The organism is Rathayibacter sp. VKM Ac-2928, assembly GCF_022815545.1.
Lineage (GTDB): Bacteria > Actinomycetota > Actinomycetes > Actinomycetales > Microbacteriaceae > Rathayibacter > Rathayibacter festucae.
In genome coordinates, this window is the sequence record NZ_JALGRU010000003.1 from 219,546 (window position 1) to 234,093 (window position 14,548).

Consider the following 14,548-nt stretch of genomic DNA (forward strand, 5'->3'; position numbering starts at 1 on the left):
TGTTCCTGCGGTAGCGCGGTGTGTCGTGTGTCGTCGTGCGGGCGGTGCCGGGAGTCGGAGCGCCGTCAGCGACTGCGGGGCGGAGGGGTGCGGGGGCCGGCCCGGCCGGGCGGCGGGGGTGGCGGGGTGGAGCCGCCGGGCCGCGGGGGCGGCGGTCCGCCGGGGCGGCCGGGCGCGCCCTGCGTCCGGGGCGGCGGGCCGCCGGGGCGCGGGGGCGAGGAGGGGCGGGGCGGAGTCGCGGTGGGCGTTCCGCTCTGGGCGCTCCGCGGCGGGACGGAGGAGCGGGCCTCGGCGGCCGCGGGCGGGGCGGCGGGCACGGGCTGCTGCGGCTCCCGGCGCTCGGGGCGCTTCGCCGCACGCTCGCGCCGGAGCACGTCGACCGTCTTCCAGGCGGGCTCGCCGGAGTCGCGGAGCAGGTCCTCGAGGCGTCGCTCGTACTGGCCCTCGTCGTCGCGGTCGACGCGGTGGTAGAGCACCGCCGTGGCGCGGACGGGCTCGTCGCCGCGGGGGCGCTCGAGCTCCTGCTCCGAGACCACGATGGCCCAGAAGACGTCGAGCGGGAGGGCGGAGAACTCGACGCCGCCGTTGCCGAGCGGGCGCCCCGCGGAGGTGCCGCGGGTGCCGGTGCGGGAGGCGACGATCTCGCCGCCGGCGGGCGGCCCGACGCGGTAGCTCGGCGCCTTGAGCGGCCACCACGGCACGTGCGCGCGGAGCCGGCCGAGCTCGGGGTCGGGCAGCTCGCGCACGCCCGTCTCGCTGCGGAGGTAGCGGAAGCGCTCGTCGAGGCGGCCGTGGGTCAGCGCGGAGCGGACGCCCTCGGGCGTGATCTCGACGGGGATCGTTCCGCGCTGGAACGAGCCGTTCATCGCGATCTTCGCCTTCGCCCGGTTGAAGAGGTACAGGCCGAGCAGCGGCAGGAGCACGCCGAGCAGCAGGAGGACGAGCGCGACCAGGCCGATCGCCGCGGCGTTGACCGGGAAGGTGGACGGGAAGGACAGCGCGACGGTCTGCGGGGCGCTGCTGCCGCCCGCGGTGCGCACGTCGAGCGGGAGGGTCGCGGCGACCGACGAGTCGGCGGCGACCGGGTTCTCGGCCGAGACGGTCACGGTGCGCGCGGCGCCCTGCGCGACGTCGAGGCAGGCGCCCGGCGCGAGGGCGGTGCCCGACTCGTCGGTGAAGCTCCACTGCCAGGCGTCGGCGCGGTCGGCGTTGTCGCTGGTGACGGTCGGCGCGGCGGAGAGGCAGACCTGGCCGTCGCCGCCCGCGGTCGGCCCCTGGATCGCGAGAGTGCCCTCCGCGCGGCCGTCGGCGCCGGTCAGCTCGCTGAGCACGAGCGGCGAGGCGACGCTCGGGAAGGCGGCGGGCAGCACGGTCGTGATCCGCTGCTGCGTGGTGACCGGGGCGAGCTCGATCGCGTGCTCGGCGGTGGTCAGCGGGTCGAGCGAGGCGGTGACGAGCAGCTCGGAGGCGGTGACGTCGGAGGGCAGCGGGATCGTGATGACGCCGGAGGCCGCGTCGATCGCGGCGCCCGGCAGGTCGGCGGTCGCGCCGTCGGCGGCGCTGGTCGCGGTGAAGTCCGCCTGCCCGAAGACGGAGAGGTCGACCGGCTGGCCGTCCGGGTCCTGGACGCGGGCGGTGAGGGTCGCGGAGAGCGTGCCGTCCTCGCCGCGCTGCACCTGGTTGGCGTCGTCGAAGACGATCCGCAGGTCGCTGAACGCGAAGACCTCGGTGGTGCCGGGCGAGGTCAGCGTCCACTGCCCCTGCAGCTCCGGCCGGTCGACGGTGATCTCGAGCCGCGAGACGCCGGACGACTGCGTGACGGTGACCTCGGGGGCGGTCGCGGAGGCGGAGAGGGTGCCGAGGCCGGAGGAGGCGGGCGCCTGCAGCGTCCAGCCGTCCTTCACCACGGCCTGGATCCGCGCGACACCCGGGTCGATCCAGAAGGAGCCGTTCGCGTCGAGCGCCTCGGACGCGCCGCCGGCGATGCGCGCGCCGAGCTGGAGGAAGACGGAGGCGAGCGCGTCCGGGTCGGAGGCGTCGACGACGGCGCCGCGGACGGAGCCCTCGGGCGCGACGGCCGGCCCGCAGGTCGCGGTGCCGCCGCCATAGGCGCCGCTGCCCTCGACCAGCGGCCACATCACGCGGGCCTCCTCGCGCTGCTCGCCGTCGGCCAGGAGCGTGCCGAGGACGACGACGCCGGCCTGACGGAGCGCCGCGAGCAAGCCGTTGCCCTCGGGCTCGTCGCCGTCGGGGTCGATCCGGACGCCGCAGAGCGCGTTGGTCGCGTCGGCGGTGGCCTGCGCGGAGCCGAGATCGATCTCGCCGTCGGTCAGCCAGATCACCAGCTGGCAGGCGGAGCCGGCGCTCGGCTGGCTCTGCAGCGCGGTCTGCACGCCCTGCAGTCCGGCCAGCCAGTTGGTGCCGCCGCCGGGGGTCTTGTCGCGGATGACGCCGGCGAGCGCCTCCGGGCTCTCCTGCGACCACGGCCGCCAGTCGACGGCCGGCTCGAAGGCGCGGCTGAAGAAGGCGGCGCCCCAGTTGACCGTGAGCGAGTCGCGCAGGCCGCCGAGCTCCTGCAGGCTGCCCGCGAGGATGCCGGCCCGCGCGACGTCCGGGTCGGAGCCGCGGCCGTCGTCGCCGCCGGTGTTGAGGGAGCCGGAGCTGTCGACGAGGTAGTAGACGTTGAGGACGTCGGAGGAGGAGAGGCAGGTGCGCAGGTCCTCGATAGCGCCGCGGCCGATGTCGGTGAGCGAGGCGGTGCTGGCGGCGGTGCCCGTGGTCGCCGCGCGCGCCGGCTGCGCCGCCGCCCCGAGTCCGAGGACGAGCAGGAGCGCGGTGACCGCGATCGCGAGGGCGCGGCGGATCACGTGCCCAGCCACTCGGAGATCGGGACGCTGATGTTGAGGACGTGCCAGGCGCCGAGCACGAGCGCCGCGGCCGACAGCCAGTAGAGGGCGCGGGTGAAGCGGGCGTCGGGCACGAAGCGGCGGGCGTCGCGGAGGGAGTGCGCGCGCTGGGAGGAGAGGTCCCAGCCGGTTGCGAGGAAGACGAGCAGCGGCGTCAGGACGTAGCCGGCGACGCTCAGCCAGACGGCGCTGCCGCGCACCAGCGGGAGCGGCAGACCGAGCACGCGGACGGGCGCGGAGGCGACGGAGGCGGCCACGACGGCCAGCGCGAGGCTCACCACGAGCCCCGCGGCACCCCCTGCGAGAGGCAGGATGCTGGCGGTTCGTCGGGCCGCGGGGGCTCGGTCACGCACGGTCGACACCGCTCCACCCTCCGCTGTCGCAGCTGAACGCTCCCTGTTGGGGGCGGTCCTCCAGTATGCGGACCCCGCCACGAGCCGCCAAACCCCGCAACGGGGCCCGCGGGTCTCGATACGCCGCTCCGCGGCTACTCGACCACCATGGCTTGCCCGCTCATCGAGCAGCGCGTGAAGCGCTCCCTCCATGCTGATCGAGTAGCGCGCCGCGCGCGCGTATCGAGATCCACCCCGCCCGCACCCCCGGCCGCACGCCCCCGCCCGGATGGTTGACTGGCCCCATGGAGATCGTTCTCGGAGTCGTCGGCCTGCTCGGCGGCCTCATCGTCGCGGCTGCCGCCGTGGTCGCCGTCGTCATCGGGCAGCGCCGCGCAAAGCCGGCCTCGCTGGTCGACATCGACGTGCGCCTCTCGCACGCGGGCGACGACTGGTGGCGGGTCACCGCGACGGTCCGCAACCTCGGCCGCACCGACCTCCCGCCGACGACCTTCGTCGCCGACCGCCCGATCTCCTTCGTCCTCGCCGGCTCCTCCTCCGCCGAGTGGTACGGCGCCCCGCCGCAGACCCCCGAGTGGTCGATCGACCCGTCCGGCTCCCTGCTGCTCGCGCCGCTCCTCCTCTCCCGCGGCGTCCCCGTCAGCGCGACGGCCGTCGTCCGCGGCCGGCCGGAGGTGCGCATCGACGCCCCGCTGCGCTACATCCCGGTCCGCGAGAACGTGGTCGAGACGACGGGGGCAACGCCCGCGTGGGGCGAGCCCGCCGCCGCCTCCGCCACCCCTTTTCCCGCGTCCCCCGCCCCGCCCGCTCCGCAGCGCCTCGTCGACGCCCCCCTCGAGCCGCGCCCGGAGCGCGAGAGCGTGCTCCGCGGCGGCTTCGGCATGTGGTCGGCGATGGCGGCGGGAGGGCTCGGCGCCGTCTTCATCGGCGTCGGGATCGCTCTGTCGCTGGCCGGCCTGAACTCGACGCCCCTCGGCTCCTCCGGCGTCGTCCTGATCGGCGCCGGCCTGACCGGCCTCGTCGGCACCCTCGTCATCCGTCTGCTCCGCCGCTGGCTCGAGCCGCCGGCCCTCTGGCGCACCCCGCGGCAGCGCCTGCGCCGCCCCGGCACGATCATCGTGCTCGTCCTCGCCTACGCCGGCCTCGCGCTGTTCTGCCTCGAGTTCCTGGTCGAGGACGTCAGCGGCGACACCACCTGGGTCGCGGGAGTCGCCGTGCTGCTGCTCCTCGCCGCGCTGCTGGGCACGGGCCTCGTCGGCTTCCTCCGCCTGGTCGTGCTGCTCGGCGTGCGGCGCGCCTCGCGGGGCGCGACGGCCTGACCGCCGCCCGCACCGAGCAGGGGTCTAGGCGCGCGGCGGGGCCGTCGACTCGCGGACGACGAGGCTGGTGGCCAGCTCGATGCGGTGCGAGAGGGGCGGGATGCCGTCGTGCATCCGGACGAGGGTCTCGAGGCCCAGACGGCCGAGGTCGTGCATGGGCGTGTGCACGGTCGAGAGCAGCACGGCGGTCGGCAGCGCGGCGAAGGTGTCGTCGTAGCCCATCACGCTCAGGTCCTCGGGGACGCGCAGGCCGGCCGCGATCGCGGCGCGGATCGTCTGCAGGCCGTCGATGTCGTTCGTGGCGACGACGGCCGTCGGCGGATCGTTCAGAGCCAAGAGCTCCGGCACCACGTGCTCGGCGGATCCCATCCCCCGCTCGGAGACGAGGGCCGGGTCCTCCGGCAGGCCGGCCGCGGCGAGCGCCTCTCGGTAGCCGCCGTAGCGGGCACGCAGCCCCGGGTTACCGGCGTCGCCGCCGACGAAGGCGATCCTCCGGTGGCCGAGCGAGACGAGGTGCTCGGTGGACTGCTGCCCGCCCACCCAGTGGTTCGAGCCGACGCTGACCACGGACGGGTCGAGCGGATTCGGTGCGTCGACCGCGACGAGCGGCAGCCCTGCCTCCGCGGCAGCGGCCACGATCTCGGCGTCGATGGCGGTGGTCACAGCGAGGATCCCGAGGTGCCCCTTCGCCGCGACCGAGCGGACGAACGCTGCGTCGAAGCGCAACGTCTCGTCGGCGGAGCCGCTCGGCGCGAGGACGCCGGTCGTGACGTCGACGCGCTCGCTCTGCGCACCTCCGACCACTCCCTCGAGGACGCGCAGCGAGTAGACGCTGAGCAGGGTGTCGAAGACGACGGTGACGCCGCCGCCGACCCGGGGCGCCCGGGTGCTCGGGCTGTAGCCGAGCTCGCGGAGGGACTGCTCGACCCGCGCGCGCGTCGCCGCCGACGCGCCGGGCCGCCCGTTGAGCACCTTCGACGCGGTCGCCTTCGAGACGCCCGCATGCGCCGCGACGACGTCCAGCGTGACGCGCGTGTCCGGCGTGCGGGCCACAGGCCCTCCTCTCAACGGTGCCCCGACCCTACCGAAACCGTTTCCTCCCCGCCCCCTGACCTGGTGCGCGCCCCGTAGCGCGCCGCGAGATGCCACTTATGTACACGACACGCCGTAAGAAGCGTGCACAAGTGGCATCTCGCGGGGGGGAGGGAGGACTCGGGGCGTCATATCGATTCGACCGGCAGGGGCCCCGCTGGTTGGATACCGAGTATGAGTAGGCATGTCGTCGTCGTCGGGGCCGGTCTCTTCGGGGCCGCCACTGCGCTGCACCTCGCGCGCGGAGGCGCCCGGGTCACGCTGGTCGAGTCGGGGGACGCGGCGCGCGGCACCACGGCGGCCGGCGCCGGCTTCGTCGGCCTGTGGGCCGCGGGCTACGCCTGGTACTGGAACGAGTCGGAGCGCGACCTCGAGCAGTACGGCCTCGACTTCTACCGCGCCCTCGCCGTCGATCCCGACCGCGGCGGCGTCGACATCCTCCTCCGCGAGACCGGCAGCGCCTGGCTCGCCGTCACCGAGGAGGGCGTCCGCGACCACCTCGGCCCGCTCGTCGAGCACCCGCTGCGCCCGGAGGGCTCCCGCGAGCTCTCGCCGCAGGAGGCCGCCGAGCTCGTCCCCGGCCTCGACGCGAACGCGGTCACCGGCGGCTTCTTCCAGCCCGACGGCATCCAGATCAGCGCCCCCGACGCCGGGCTCGCCCTGGTCGCCGCGGCCCGCGCGGCCGGAGTCGAGATCGTCGAGCACGCGCCCGTCACCGAGGTCCTCGCGACCGACGGCCGCGCGAGCGGCGTCCGCACCGCCGACGGCCGCACCTTCTCCGGCGACAGCGTCGTGCTCGCCGCGGGCTCCTGGACGAACGAGCTGCTCGCCCCGCTCGGCCGCGGCCTCCCGCTGGCCCGCGTCGTCGCGAGCCGCCTCACCACCGCGCCCTTCGGCCTCCCGCACCTGCCGACGCTGATGCTGCCCGAGCTCGGCGGCCTCTGGGTCCGCGAGCACCTCGGCGGCCTCACCTACGGCAACGGCGTCGGCTACCAGCCGCTCGGCGAGTCCGCCGCCGACCGCCGCCCGCAGCGCACCGACCTGATCGAGGCGATGGACGCGCACCTCGCTCCGCTGATCGCCCGCCTGATCCCCGCCTCCGCCGACGCGCTGCGCGAGACCGAGTGGACGCAGGGCGTCGTCTCCTACACCGCCGACCGCCGCTTCCTGGCCGGCCCCGTCCCCGAGCTGCCCGGGCTGTTCGTCGCCGCGGGCGACAACGAGTCCGGAGTGACGCACGGGCCCGGTCTCGGCCGTCTCGTCGCCGAGCTGGTCCTCCACGGCACCACGACCCTCGGCGACGCCGAGCTCTACGCCCCGGCCCGCTTCGCCGCTCAGCAGTTCCCCGACGAGGCCGCCGTGCGCGCGGCGATGCCGGCCCGGCGCCTGGTCGACGCGGTGACCGCCCGATGACAGGCCGCGACGTCGTCGTCGTCGGCGCGGGCCTCGTCGGCGCCGCCGCCGCGCGCTCCCTCGCCGAGCGCGGCGACCGGGTCCTGCTGTTCGAGCGCTTCGAGCGCGGCCACGACCGCGGCTCCTCGCACGGCGAGACCCGCATCTTCCGCCGCGGCTACGCGGAGGACGACTACCGAGCGCTGACCGGACGGGCGGCCGCCGAGTGGGCGCGGCTCGAGCGGGAGTCGGGCCGGAGCCTCTTCACCGCGACCGGAGCGATCGACCACGGCGACGCCTCCGCGCTGCTCGCGATCGAGGAGGCCTTCGCCCGCGACGGCATCCCCTGCGAGCGCCTCGACGCGGCCGAGGCCTCCGCACGCTGGCCCGGCCTGCGCTTCGAGACCGACGTGCTGCTGCATCCCGAGGGCGGCCGGCTCGACGCGGCCGCCGCGATCGAGGCGCTGCTCGCCTCCGCGGAGTCGCACGGCGTCGTCGTCCGGGCGAGCACCGGCGTCCGGGCGATCGAGGAGCGCGAGGGCGGCGTCCGCGTCGTCACCGACGAGGGTCCGCTGCTCGCCGACGCGGTCGTCGTCGCCGGCGGCTCCTGGACGCCGGGACTCGTCGGCGGGCTGGTCGCCGCGGCCGGCCGCTCCCTCCCTCCGCTGCGAATCACGCAGGAGCAGCCCGCGCACTTCACGACCGATCTGCCGCTCGACGCCTGGCCGAGCTTCGTGCACCACCGCGGCGACGAGCCGACGATCTACGGCCTGGCGACCCCGGGCGTCGGCGTGAAGGTCGGCGAGCACGGCACCGGCCGCGTCGTCGATCCGGACCACCGCGACTTCCGCGCCGAACCCGAGCGGCTCGCCCGGCTCGTCGAGTACGTCGCCGACTGGCTGCCCGGCGTCGACGCGGCGAGCGCCGACCCGATCTCCTGCCTCTACGACATCACGCCGACGGAGGACTTCGTGCTCGACCGCGTCAGCCGCGTCACCCTCGCGACCGGATTCTCCGGCCACGGCTTCAAGTTCGGGCCCGTGCTCGGCGAGCTGCTGGCCGACCTGGTCGACGGCGCCGATGCGCTCGACCGCTTCCGGCTCGCGACTCTCTAGATCTCCACCACTCCCCCGCACCACGGACGAAAGCAGCAGCATGCAGACACTCCGCGCCCTCGGCGCCCTCGCCGCCCTCGGCACCGCCGTCGCCCTCGCCGGCTGCACGGCCCCCGGCAGCTCGAGCGACTCCGCCTCGGGCGAGCGCCTCGTCATCGGCACGACCGACTCGATCGTCTCGCTCGACCCGGCCGGCGCCTGGGACCGCGGCAGCTTCACGCCGCAGAACCAGATCTACCAGCACCTCCTGAGCTACGCGGACGGCTCCACCACGCCGGTCCCCGAGGCCGCCGAGGAGTGCGGCTTCGACGACGCGACGACCTACCGCTGCTCGATCGCGCCCGGCCTGACCTTCTCGAACGGCGACGAGCTGACCGCGTCGGACGTCGTCTTCTCGTTCCAGCGCGTCGTCGACATCGCCGCGGACAACGGCCCCTCGCCGCTGCTCGCGAACATGGAGTCGGTCGCGCAGGACGGCGACGACGTCGTCTTCACCCTCGCGGTGCCGAACGACCAGACCTGGCCCTACGTGCTCTCGAGCATGGCCGGGCCGATCGTGGACGAGGAGGTCTTCCCCGCCGACGCGCTGCTCGACGACGCCGACGTGATCGGCTCCGGGCCGTACTCGGTGCAGAACTACGAGGCCGGCGGGCTGCTGCAGCTCGCGGCGAACGAGTCGACCTCGAGCCCCGCGCCGAAGACCGCCGACGTCGTGCTGCGGCCGTACACCTCGTCGACGAACCTGCGCCTCGACGTGGAGAACGGCGCCGTGGACGTGGCCTACCGCTCGCTCACGGCGACCGACGTCGAGGACCTGCGCGGCAACTCCGACCTGCAGGTCGTCGACGGCCCCGGCGGCTCGGTGCGCTTCCTCACCTTCAACGTGAACACCCAGCCCGGCGGCACGCCCGAGCAGAAGCTCGCGATCCGCCAGGCCGTCGCCTCGCTGGTCGACCGCGACGAGCTGTCGGAGCAGGTCTACCGCGGCACCTACACGCCCGCCTACTCCGTGGTGCTCGACGGGCAGACCGGCGCGACGCAGGCCTTCGCCGACGCGTACGGCACGACCCCCGACGCGGACGCCGCCGCCGCGATCCTCAGCGCCGCCGGCGTCTCGACCCCGGTGACCCTGCCGCTGCAGTACACCTCCGACCACTACGGCCCCGACTCCGACCAGGAGTACGCGCTGATCAAGTCGCAGCTGGAGTCGTCGGGCCTGTTCACCGTCGACCTGCAGTCGACCGAGTGGACCAGCTACGTGAAGCAGCTCTCGCCGGACGCAGGCTACCCGGCCTACCAGCTCGGCTTCTTCCCGGACTACCCGGACCCGGACAACTTCCTCCGCTCGGCCTACTCGACCACCGGTGCCTCCGTCGCGAACGGCTACTCGAACCCGGCCGTCGACGCGCTGATCGACACCGAGGCGACCGCGACCGACCCCGCCGCTCGCGCCACCGCGATCGAGGCCATCCAGGCGCAGACCGCCGCGGACGCCCCGATCGTCCCGCTGCTCCAGGGCCGCGAGACCGTCGTCGCCGCCTCGGGCGTCACCGGCATCGAGGACACCCTCGACGCGACCTACCTCTTCCGCTTCGGAGCCCTCGCGAAGTAGCAGCGGAGCGACCGCTGCATGCTGGTCGAGTGGCCGCGCAGAGGCGTATCGAGACCCACCCTCCGGCAGACGGTGGATCTCGATACGCGCCCTCCGGGCGCTACTCGATCAGCATGGTCCGGCGTCAGCGGTCGACGAGCTCGGCCTCGGACCGGCCGTCGGGGGCGTCCTGGCCGTCGGGCGCTGCGGGCCGCCTCCGGCGATGCTGCGCCGCCGCGACCGCGAGCACCACGAGCAGCCCGAGCGCCGCGGTCATCACCGGCCCTGCCGCCTGGGACAGCGCCGCCCGCCAGACGATCTCGATCGGCGCGGTCAGCGAGTCGCCCTGCCACTGGTTCGGCAGCACGAGGATGATCGCCGGGATCGCGAGCAGCGCGGCCCAGAGGACCAGATCGAGGACGACCGCCCCGATCCACCAGGCGCGACCCGGCGTCATGCGCGCGACCGCCGGACGGCCTGCACGACGACGGCGGCGGCGAGGGAGGTGAAGCCCACGGTCAGCAGCGGTGTGGCGCTGAACTGCAGCAGCAGCCGGACGTACTGCTCGTACTCCAGCCGCTCGTAGACGGTGCTCGTCGTGTAGATGGCGAGCGTCGACCACCACAGCGCGGCCAGCCCGAGCGGGATGAGCACGACGCCGGCGATCGCGAGCGTCAGCGGGACCCGGCGGCCCAGAGGACGCACCGCCGTCGGCGCCTCGGGCTGCGGCGTCTCCGCGACGTCCTGATCCTCGGCGGCCTCGACAGCGGCGGGCTCCGGTACGGAGGAGAGGGCGGCGAGCGGCGACTCCGGCTCGGCCGCCTCCACGCGCGGGCTCGGATCCACGTGCGGCACTCGTGCGCCCGCACGCCGCGGACGCCGGTACGCGTCCTCCTCGCGGCGGCGCACCTCCGGCGCCGGCCCCTGGTACCCGCGCTGATAGGCGGCGTGGAACCGCGGATCCGTTCTGCTGCTGTCGACCATGACCGCCCCCGCCTCGTGCGCTCGGAGTCCCATCCTGTCGCACGGCCGCCTGTGGAGGGGACCGCATCGTCAGGAGGGTCCGCGACCGCCTCCCGCGGGCAGCAGCTCGACGAGCACACCCTCGCCGAGCTCGACGTCCTCCTCCGCGTCACCGTCGACATCCTCGGCGATGGCACCCCGGCCGGCGCGCAGGAGCCCGATCGCGAGGGCCGTCGCTGTCATGGCGAAGGCCGCTGTGCCGAGTGCCGGCGCACCGGGCCAGAGCAGAGTGGACACGATCGCGGCCAGCGGAACCTGGTCGCCCTCGGTGTAGCTCCAGTTGTCGGGTTGCACGGCCGAGACCCAGCAGGCCCCGAGCGCCAGCGCCCAGAGCAGGGCGGTGTAGCCCAGGAGCAGGGGCCACCAGCCACCGCGGCCGCTCATGAGCGTGCCGCCCGCAGCGCGATCGCCGCGCCGATCGAGAGCAGCCCGATGGTGATGGCAGGGCCGGCCAGGTAGTTGGTGATCGCGCCGACGAACTGATCGAACTCGTTCGGCTGGACTCCGATGCTCCCGTAGATCGACGACGTGGCGGACCAGATCAGACCCACTCCGGAGACCAGGAAGAGCACGCCCAGCACAGCGAGCGCGAGCGGGATCCGGCGATCGAGCGCGGACGGCCTTCGCGGCGATGCCGGACCGGACTCCGTCGCGACGTCGTCGATCGGCACCTGCTCGCCGTCCCCCACGACCGCAGCGGAGGTACTCGGCAGCGGCGGGGCGGCCGACGGAAGGACGGGCTCTGGACGCAGCGCGGAACTCGGTCGCCGCACTCGAAGCGGTCGAGCGTCCTCCACGGTCGTCGAGCGGCGCCGGCCCTCGGTCGTATCGCCTCCGCGCGGCCGGCGGAACCGCTCCTCCGCCGGCACCACGGAGGCGCTCGGCGCCCCCTGCCCCTGATACCCCCGCTGATAGGCGGGATGGAACCGCGGATCCGTCCGGGTGCTGTCGGTCATGAAGTCCCCCACTCCGTGCGCGAGCCCCCATCCTGTCGCAGACCCGCGACGAACGGCGAGCGCGGCGCTCAGCGCGCGGAGGCGACGCTCGCGCGGCTCGGCAGGCTCACGCAGCCAGCGCCGACGAGCAGCAGGGCGGTCATCACCGCGGTCAGCGCGCCCCAGCCGCCCGCCTCGACGACGAAGCCGAGCAGCCAGCCGCCGACGCCCGAGCCCAGGTAGAAGGCGATCGTGTAGACGGCGCCGGCGTGGCCGCGGAGGGCGGGGGCCGCTCGCGCGCCGGTCCAGGCCGCGCCGGTGGCGTGCACGGCGAAGAAGCCGGCCGAGAAGAGGACGAGCCCGACGACGACGACCACGATCAGCTCGGAGAGCATCACGAGCAGCCCGACGATCATCGCAGCGACGCCGATCCGCATCACGACCCGCGGGCCCAGGCGCGGCGCCCAGACACCGGCGAGCCGGGAGGTCGCGGTCCCGGCGAGATAGGTGAGGAAGAGCAGCGAGACGAGCGCCGGCGGCAGCGCGAACGGCGCGGCCTCGAGCCGGAACGCCAGGTAGTTGTACACCGCGACGAACACGCCGACGACGAAGAACGTCTGCGCGGCGACCGCGAGCAGGACCGGGTCGCGGAGCACCTGCGCGATCTTCCCGCGCCAGCCGCCCTCGCTCCGCGGCGCCCGCACGACACCGCCGCGGGGAGCGAGCAGGACGAACGCGACGGCCGCGAGGGCGCAGACGATCGTGACGGCGAGCAGCGCGCCCCGCCAGCCGACCACGGCGGCGAGCGGACCGGCGAGAAGCCGTCCGGCGGCTCCGCCCAGCGTCGTCCCGGAGACGTAGGCCGCCGCGGCGGCGGTCGCGCCCGCCCCGCCGACCCGGTCGTGGATCGCCGCCACGGCGAGCGCCGGCACCGCGCCGAGCGCCGCGCCGCTGAGGAAGCGCAGCACGAGCAGCACCTCGAAGGACGGTGCAACGCAGGCGAGCAGGGCGAGCACCACGGAGGAGAGCACCGCGATCCGCATGGACTCCAGCCGTCCGATCCGCTCGGCGATCGACGCCCAGGGCAGCACCATGAGCGCGAGCCCGACGGTCGCCGCCGAGACGGTCAGCGCGGCGTCCGAGGCGGAGATCCCCCACTCGCGGGAGAACTGCGGCAGCACGCCCTGCACGGCGTAGAGCTCGGCGAAGGTCGCGAGCCCGGCGGCGAGGAGGGCGATCGTCAGCCGGCGCTGGGAGACGGGAGGAGCGTCGACGGCGGGGCGGACGCTGGTGCTCATCCTCCGAGGCTAGAACCGCGGCGAACGCATGACCAATGCCTGTCGCGTGCCGACCTATACGCTGCAGACATGGATGAGCCCGCGATCCTCCGGCTGCTGCCGACGCTCGTCGCCGTCGCGCAGACCGGGAGCGTCACCGCCGCGGCCGCCGAGCTCGGCGTGCCGCAGCCCACCGCGAGCCGCTCGCTCGCGCGCCTGTCGGAGCTGGTCGGCGCTCCCCTGGTCCGCCGCGAGGGCCGAGGCGTCGTGCTCACCGAGGCCGGCCGGCGGCTCGCGGACGTCGCGCAGGACGGCCTCGCGCTGATCCGCGCGGGCCTGACCGAGGTGCAGCAGGCCCGCGACCTCGAGGACGGCCGCATCGCGATCGCCTTCCAGACCCTGCTCGGCGAGACCTTCGTGCCCGACGTGATCCGGCGCTTCCGCCGCCGCTGGCCGCGCGTCGGCTTCGGCCTCCGCCACGGCTCGCGCGCGCTGTGCCTGCGGGCGGTCGCCGACGGCGAGTCGGAGCTGGCGATCGTCGCCGACCCGCCGGAGCTGCCGGGCACCACCACGACCACGCTCTACACGGAGCCGCTGCTCGCCGTCGTCGACGACCGGCACCCGCTCGCCTCCCGCCGCTCCGTGACGGTGGCGGAGCTGCGCGGCCTCGACCTGATCATGCTCTCGCCCGGCTACGGCCTGCACGAGTCGGCCCGGCGACTGCTGTCCTTCGAGGGGCACGATCCCGAGCCGGCTTTCGAGGTCGGCGACTACCGTGCGGCGCGCGGACTGGCCGCGGCGGGCCTCGGTCTGACGATCCTGCCGCCGAGCCCGTCGTCGATCGAGGACGGCGTGCGCGAGATCCCGATCGACGACCCGCGGGCCGTCCGCGAGATCGGCGTGCTCGTGCGCGACACCGGGAATCCGGTGGTGCCGGAGTTCGTCGAGGCCCTGCGCGCAGCGGCCGGTGTGCGCGCCCGGGTGCGCTGACGCGCGAGGACTCTTCTGTCAAGCACAGGCACACGCGGCTCCTGTGCAGGATGCTCGGAGAGGATCCACTTCCCCCCCCCTCACCGCGCACCACCAGCAGCCAGGACGGTCCCGGTCATGATCCTTCTCCGCACCCACTCCAACCGCTGGATCGCCCGCGCCCGCCGCACCGGTGTCGTCCACGGCCTGATCACCTTCGCCGACGACCTGCCGCAGCCCGTCTTCCGCACCCTGCGCCTGGACGCCGCGACCGGCGAGCGCGTCCTGCTGCGCGACACCGACACCCTCGAGGTCGCCTTCGCCGTGCTGATCGCAGCGGTCGAGCGCGTACGCCTGGCGGAGGTCGCGGCACCGGTGCGGGACGACGCGGACTCCGAGGCTATGGCCCCTCTGGCGCCGGTCGCGGTCCTCGCCGAGCCGGACTCCTTCGAGCCGGACGAGCCCACCGACCCGCTGGAGGACGCCGTCGCAGCGTGACGCGCGACGCGTTGAGGACCACCCAGCAAACAGTCAGATATAACCTTCTGAACAGAATCGTTCAAACGGTTATATCCT

14 protein-coding genes are annotated in these 14,548 nt (G+C 74.8%); 6 read left to right on the plus strand and 8 right to left on the minus strand.

Features of this window, described 5'->3' with window-relative positions:
- Window positions 1–65 precede the first annotated feature (65 nt).
- A complete protein-coding gene (locus MT350_RS12520) occupies window positions 66–2,867 on the minus strand; it encodes a hypothetical protein (RefSeq protein ID WP_243616030.1) in 2,802 nt (933 codons plus the stop codon).
- Window positions 2,864–3,184, minus strand: coding sequence for a hypothetical protein (locus tag MT350_RS12525; protein ID WP_243598210.1), 321 nt, complete (start codon window positions 3,182–3,184; stop codon window positions 2,864–2,866). The genes MT350_RS12520 and MT350_RS12525 overlap by 4 nt, the downstream gene beginning before the upstream one ends.
- Before the next feature lie 359 nt (window positions 3,185–3,543).
- Here MT350_RS12525 and MT350_RS12530 point away from each other — a divergent pair, with 359 nt between their 5' ends.
- Entirely contained in the window at window positions 3,544–4,578 is a 1,035-nt protein-coding gene (locus tag MT350_RS12530; protein ID WP_243598209.1) for a hypothetical protein, read from the plus strand.
- 24 nt (window positions 4,579–4,602) lie between these two features.
- Here MT350_RS12530 and MT350_RS12535 read toward each other — a convergent pair whose 3' ends face one another.
- Window positions 4,603–5,631 (minus strand): LacI family DNA-binding transcriptional regulator, encoded by a 1,029-nt coding sequence (locus MT350_RS12535; protein ID WP_243598208.1) that lies wholly within the window; start codon window positions 5,629–5,631, stop codon window positions 4,603–4,605.
- 213 nt (window positions 5,632–5,844) lie between these two features.
- Here MT350_RS12535 and MT350_RS12540 point away from each other — a divergent pair, with 213 nt between their 5' ends.
- The 3 genes from MT350_RS12540 to MT350_RS12550 are packed head-to-tail and all read left to right on the plus strand — an operon-like array spanning window position 5,845 to window position 9,789.
- Window positions 5,845–7,083, plus strand: a complete 1,239-nt coding sequence (locus MT350_RS12540) for an FAD-binding oxidoreductase (protein WP_243598207.1) — start codon at window positions 5,845–5,847, stop codon at window positions 7,081–7,083.
- Entirely contained in the window at window positions 7,080–8,177 is a 1,098-nt protein-coding gene (locus MT350_RS12545; protein WP_243598206.1) for an FAD-dependent oxidoreductase, read from the plus strand. The genes MT350_RS12540 and MT350_RS12545 overlap by 4 nt, the downstream gene beginning before the upstream one ends.
- 40 nt (window positions 8,178–8,217) lie before the next feature.
- Complete coding sequence (locus tag MT350_RS12550) at window positions 8,218–9,789, plus strand: ABC transporter substrate-binding protein (RefSeq protein ID WP_243616031.1); 1,572 nt, start codon at window positions 8,218–8,220, stop codon at window positions 9,787–9,789.
- 124 nt (window positions 9,790–9,913) lie between these two features.
- On the opposite strand, the gene MT350_RS12555 is transcribed toward MT350_RS12550, so the two are convergent.
- The 5 genes from MT350_RS12555 to MT350_RS12575 form a co-directional block, all read right to left on the minus strand.
- Window positions 9,914–10,225, minus strand: a complete 312-nt coding sequence (locus MT350_RS12555) for a hypothetical protein (RefSeq protein ID WP_243598204.1) — start codon at window positions 10,223–10,225, stop codon at window positions 9,914–9,916.
- Window positions 10,222–10,752 (minus strand): hypothetical protein, encoded by a 531-nt coding sequence (locus MT350_RS12560; protein WP_243598203.1) that lies wholly within the window; start codon window positions 10,750–10,752, stop codon window positions 10,222–10,224. Before MT350_RS12560 ends, MT350_RS12555 begins: the two co-directional genes overlap by 4 nt.
- Window positions 10,753–10,821: 69 nt before the next feature.
- Window positions 10,822–11,175 carry a hypothetical protein gene (locus tag MT350_RS12565; protein WP_243598202.1) on the minus strand — a complete coding sequence of 118 codons (354 nt, stop codon included), beginning with the start codon at window positions 11,173–11,175 and terminating at the stop codon, window positions 10,822–10,824.
- Complete coding sequence (locus MT350_RS12570) at window positions 11,172–11,480, minus strand: hypothetical protein (protein WP_243581211.1); 309 nt, start codon at window positions 11,478–11,480, stop codon at window positions 11,172–11,174. The genes MT350_RS12565 and MT350_RS12570 overlap by 4 nt, the downstream gene beginning before the upstream one ends.
- A gap of 335 nt (window positions 11,481–11,815) precedes the next feature.
- Entirely contained in the window at window positions 11,816–13,024 is a 1,209-nt protein-coding gene (locus MT350_RS12575) for an MFS transporter (RefSeq protein ID WP_243598201.1), read from the minus strand.
- Between the two features lie 69 nt (window positions 13,025–13,093).
- Here MT350_RS12575 and MT350_RS12580 point away from each other — a divergent pair, with 69 nt between their 5' ends.
- Both MT350_RS12580 and MT350_RS12585 read left to right on the plus strand, forming a co-directional pair.
- A complete protein-coding gene (locus MT350_RS12580; RefSeq protein ID WP_243598200.1) occupies window positions 13,094–13,993 on the plus strand; it encodes a LysR family transcriptional regulator in 900 nt (299 codons plus the stop codon).
- A gap of 117 nt (window positions 13,994–14,110) precedes the next feature.
- Entirely contained in the window at window positions 14,111–14,470 is a 360-nt protein-coding gene (locus MT350_RS12585; RefSeq protein WP_243598199.1) for a hypothetical protein, read from the plus strand.
- Window positions 14,471–14,548: the final 78 nt, after the last annotated feature.

Excerpts from the sequence above, each read along its gene's own strand:
- MT350_RS12565 (WP_243598202.1), bottom strand. The coding sequence starts at position 11,175 with ATGAGCGGCCGCGGTGGCTGGTGGCCCCTGCTCCTGGGCTACACCGCC.
- MT350_RS12545 (WP_243598206.1), top strand. The coding sequence starts at position 7,080 with ATGACAGGCCGCGACGTCGTCGTCGTCGGCGCGGGCCTCGTCGGCGCC.
- MT350_RS12575 (WP_243598201.1), bottom strand. The coding sequence starts at position 13,024 with ATGAGCACCAGCGTCCGCCCCGCCGTCGACGCTCCTCCCGTCTCCCAG.
- MT350_RS12555 (WP_243598204.1), bottom strand. The coding sequence starts at position 10,225 with ATGACGCCGGGTCGCGCCTGGTGGATCGGGGCGGTCGTCCTCGATCTG.
- MT350_RS12580 (WP_243598200.1), top strand. The coding sequence starts at position 13,094 with ATGGATGAGCCCGCGATCCTCCGGCTGCTGCCGACGCTCGTCGCCGTC.
- MT350_RS12550 (WP_243616031.1), top strand. The coding sequence starts at position 8,218 with ATGCAGACACTCCGCGCCCTCGGCGCCCTCGCCGCCCTCGGCACCGCC.
- MT350_RS12530 (WP_243598209.1), top strand. The coding sequence starts at position 3,544 with ATGGAGATCGTTCTCGGAGTCGTCGGCCTGCTCGGCGGCCTCATCGTC.
- MT350_RS12560 (WP_243598203.1), bottom strand. The coding sequence starts at position 10,752 with ATGGTCGACAGCAGCAGAACGGATCCGCGGTTCCACGCCGCCTATCAG.
- MT350_RS12540 (WP_243598207.1), top strand. The coding sequence starts at position 5,845 with ATGAGTAGGCATGTCGTCGTCGTCGGGGCCGGTCTCTTCGGGGCCGCC.
- MT350_RS12585 (WP_243598199.1), top strand. The coding sequence starts at position 14,111 with ATGATCCTTCTCCGCACCCACTCCAACCGCTGGATCGCCCGCGCCCGC.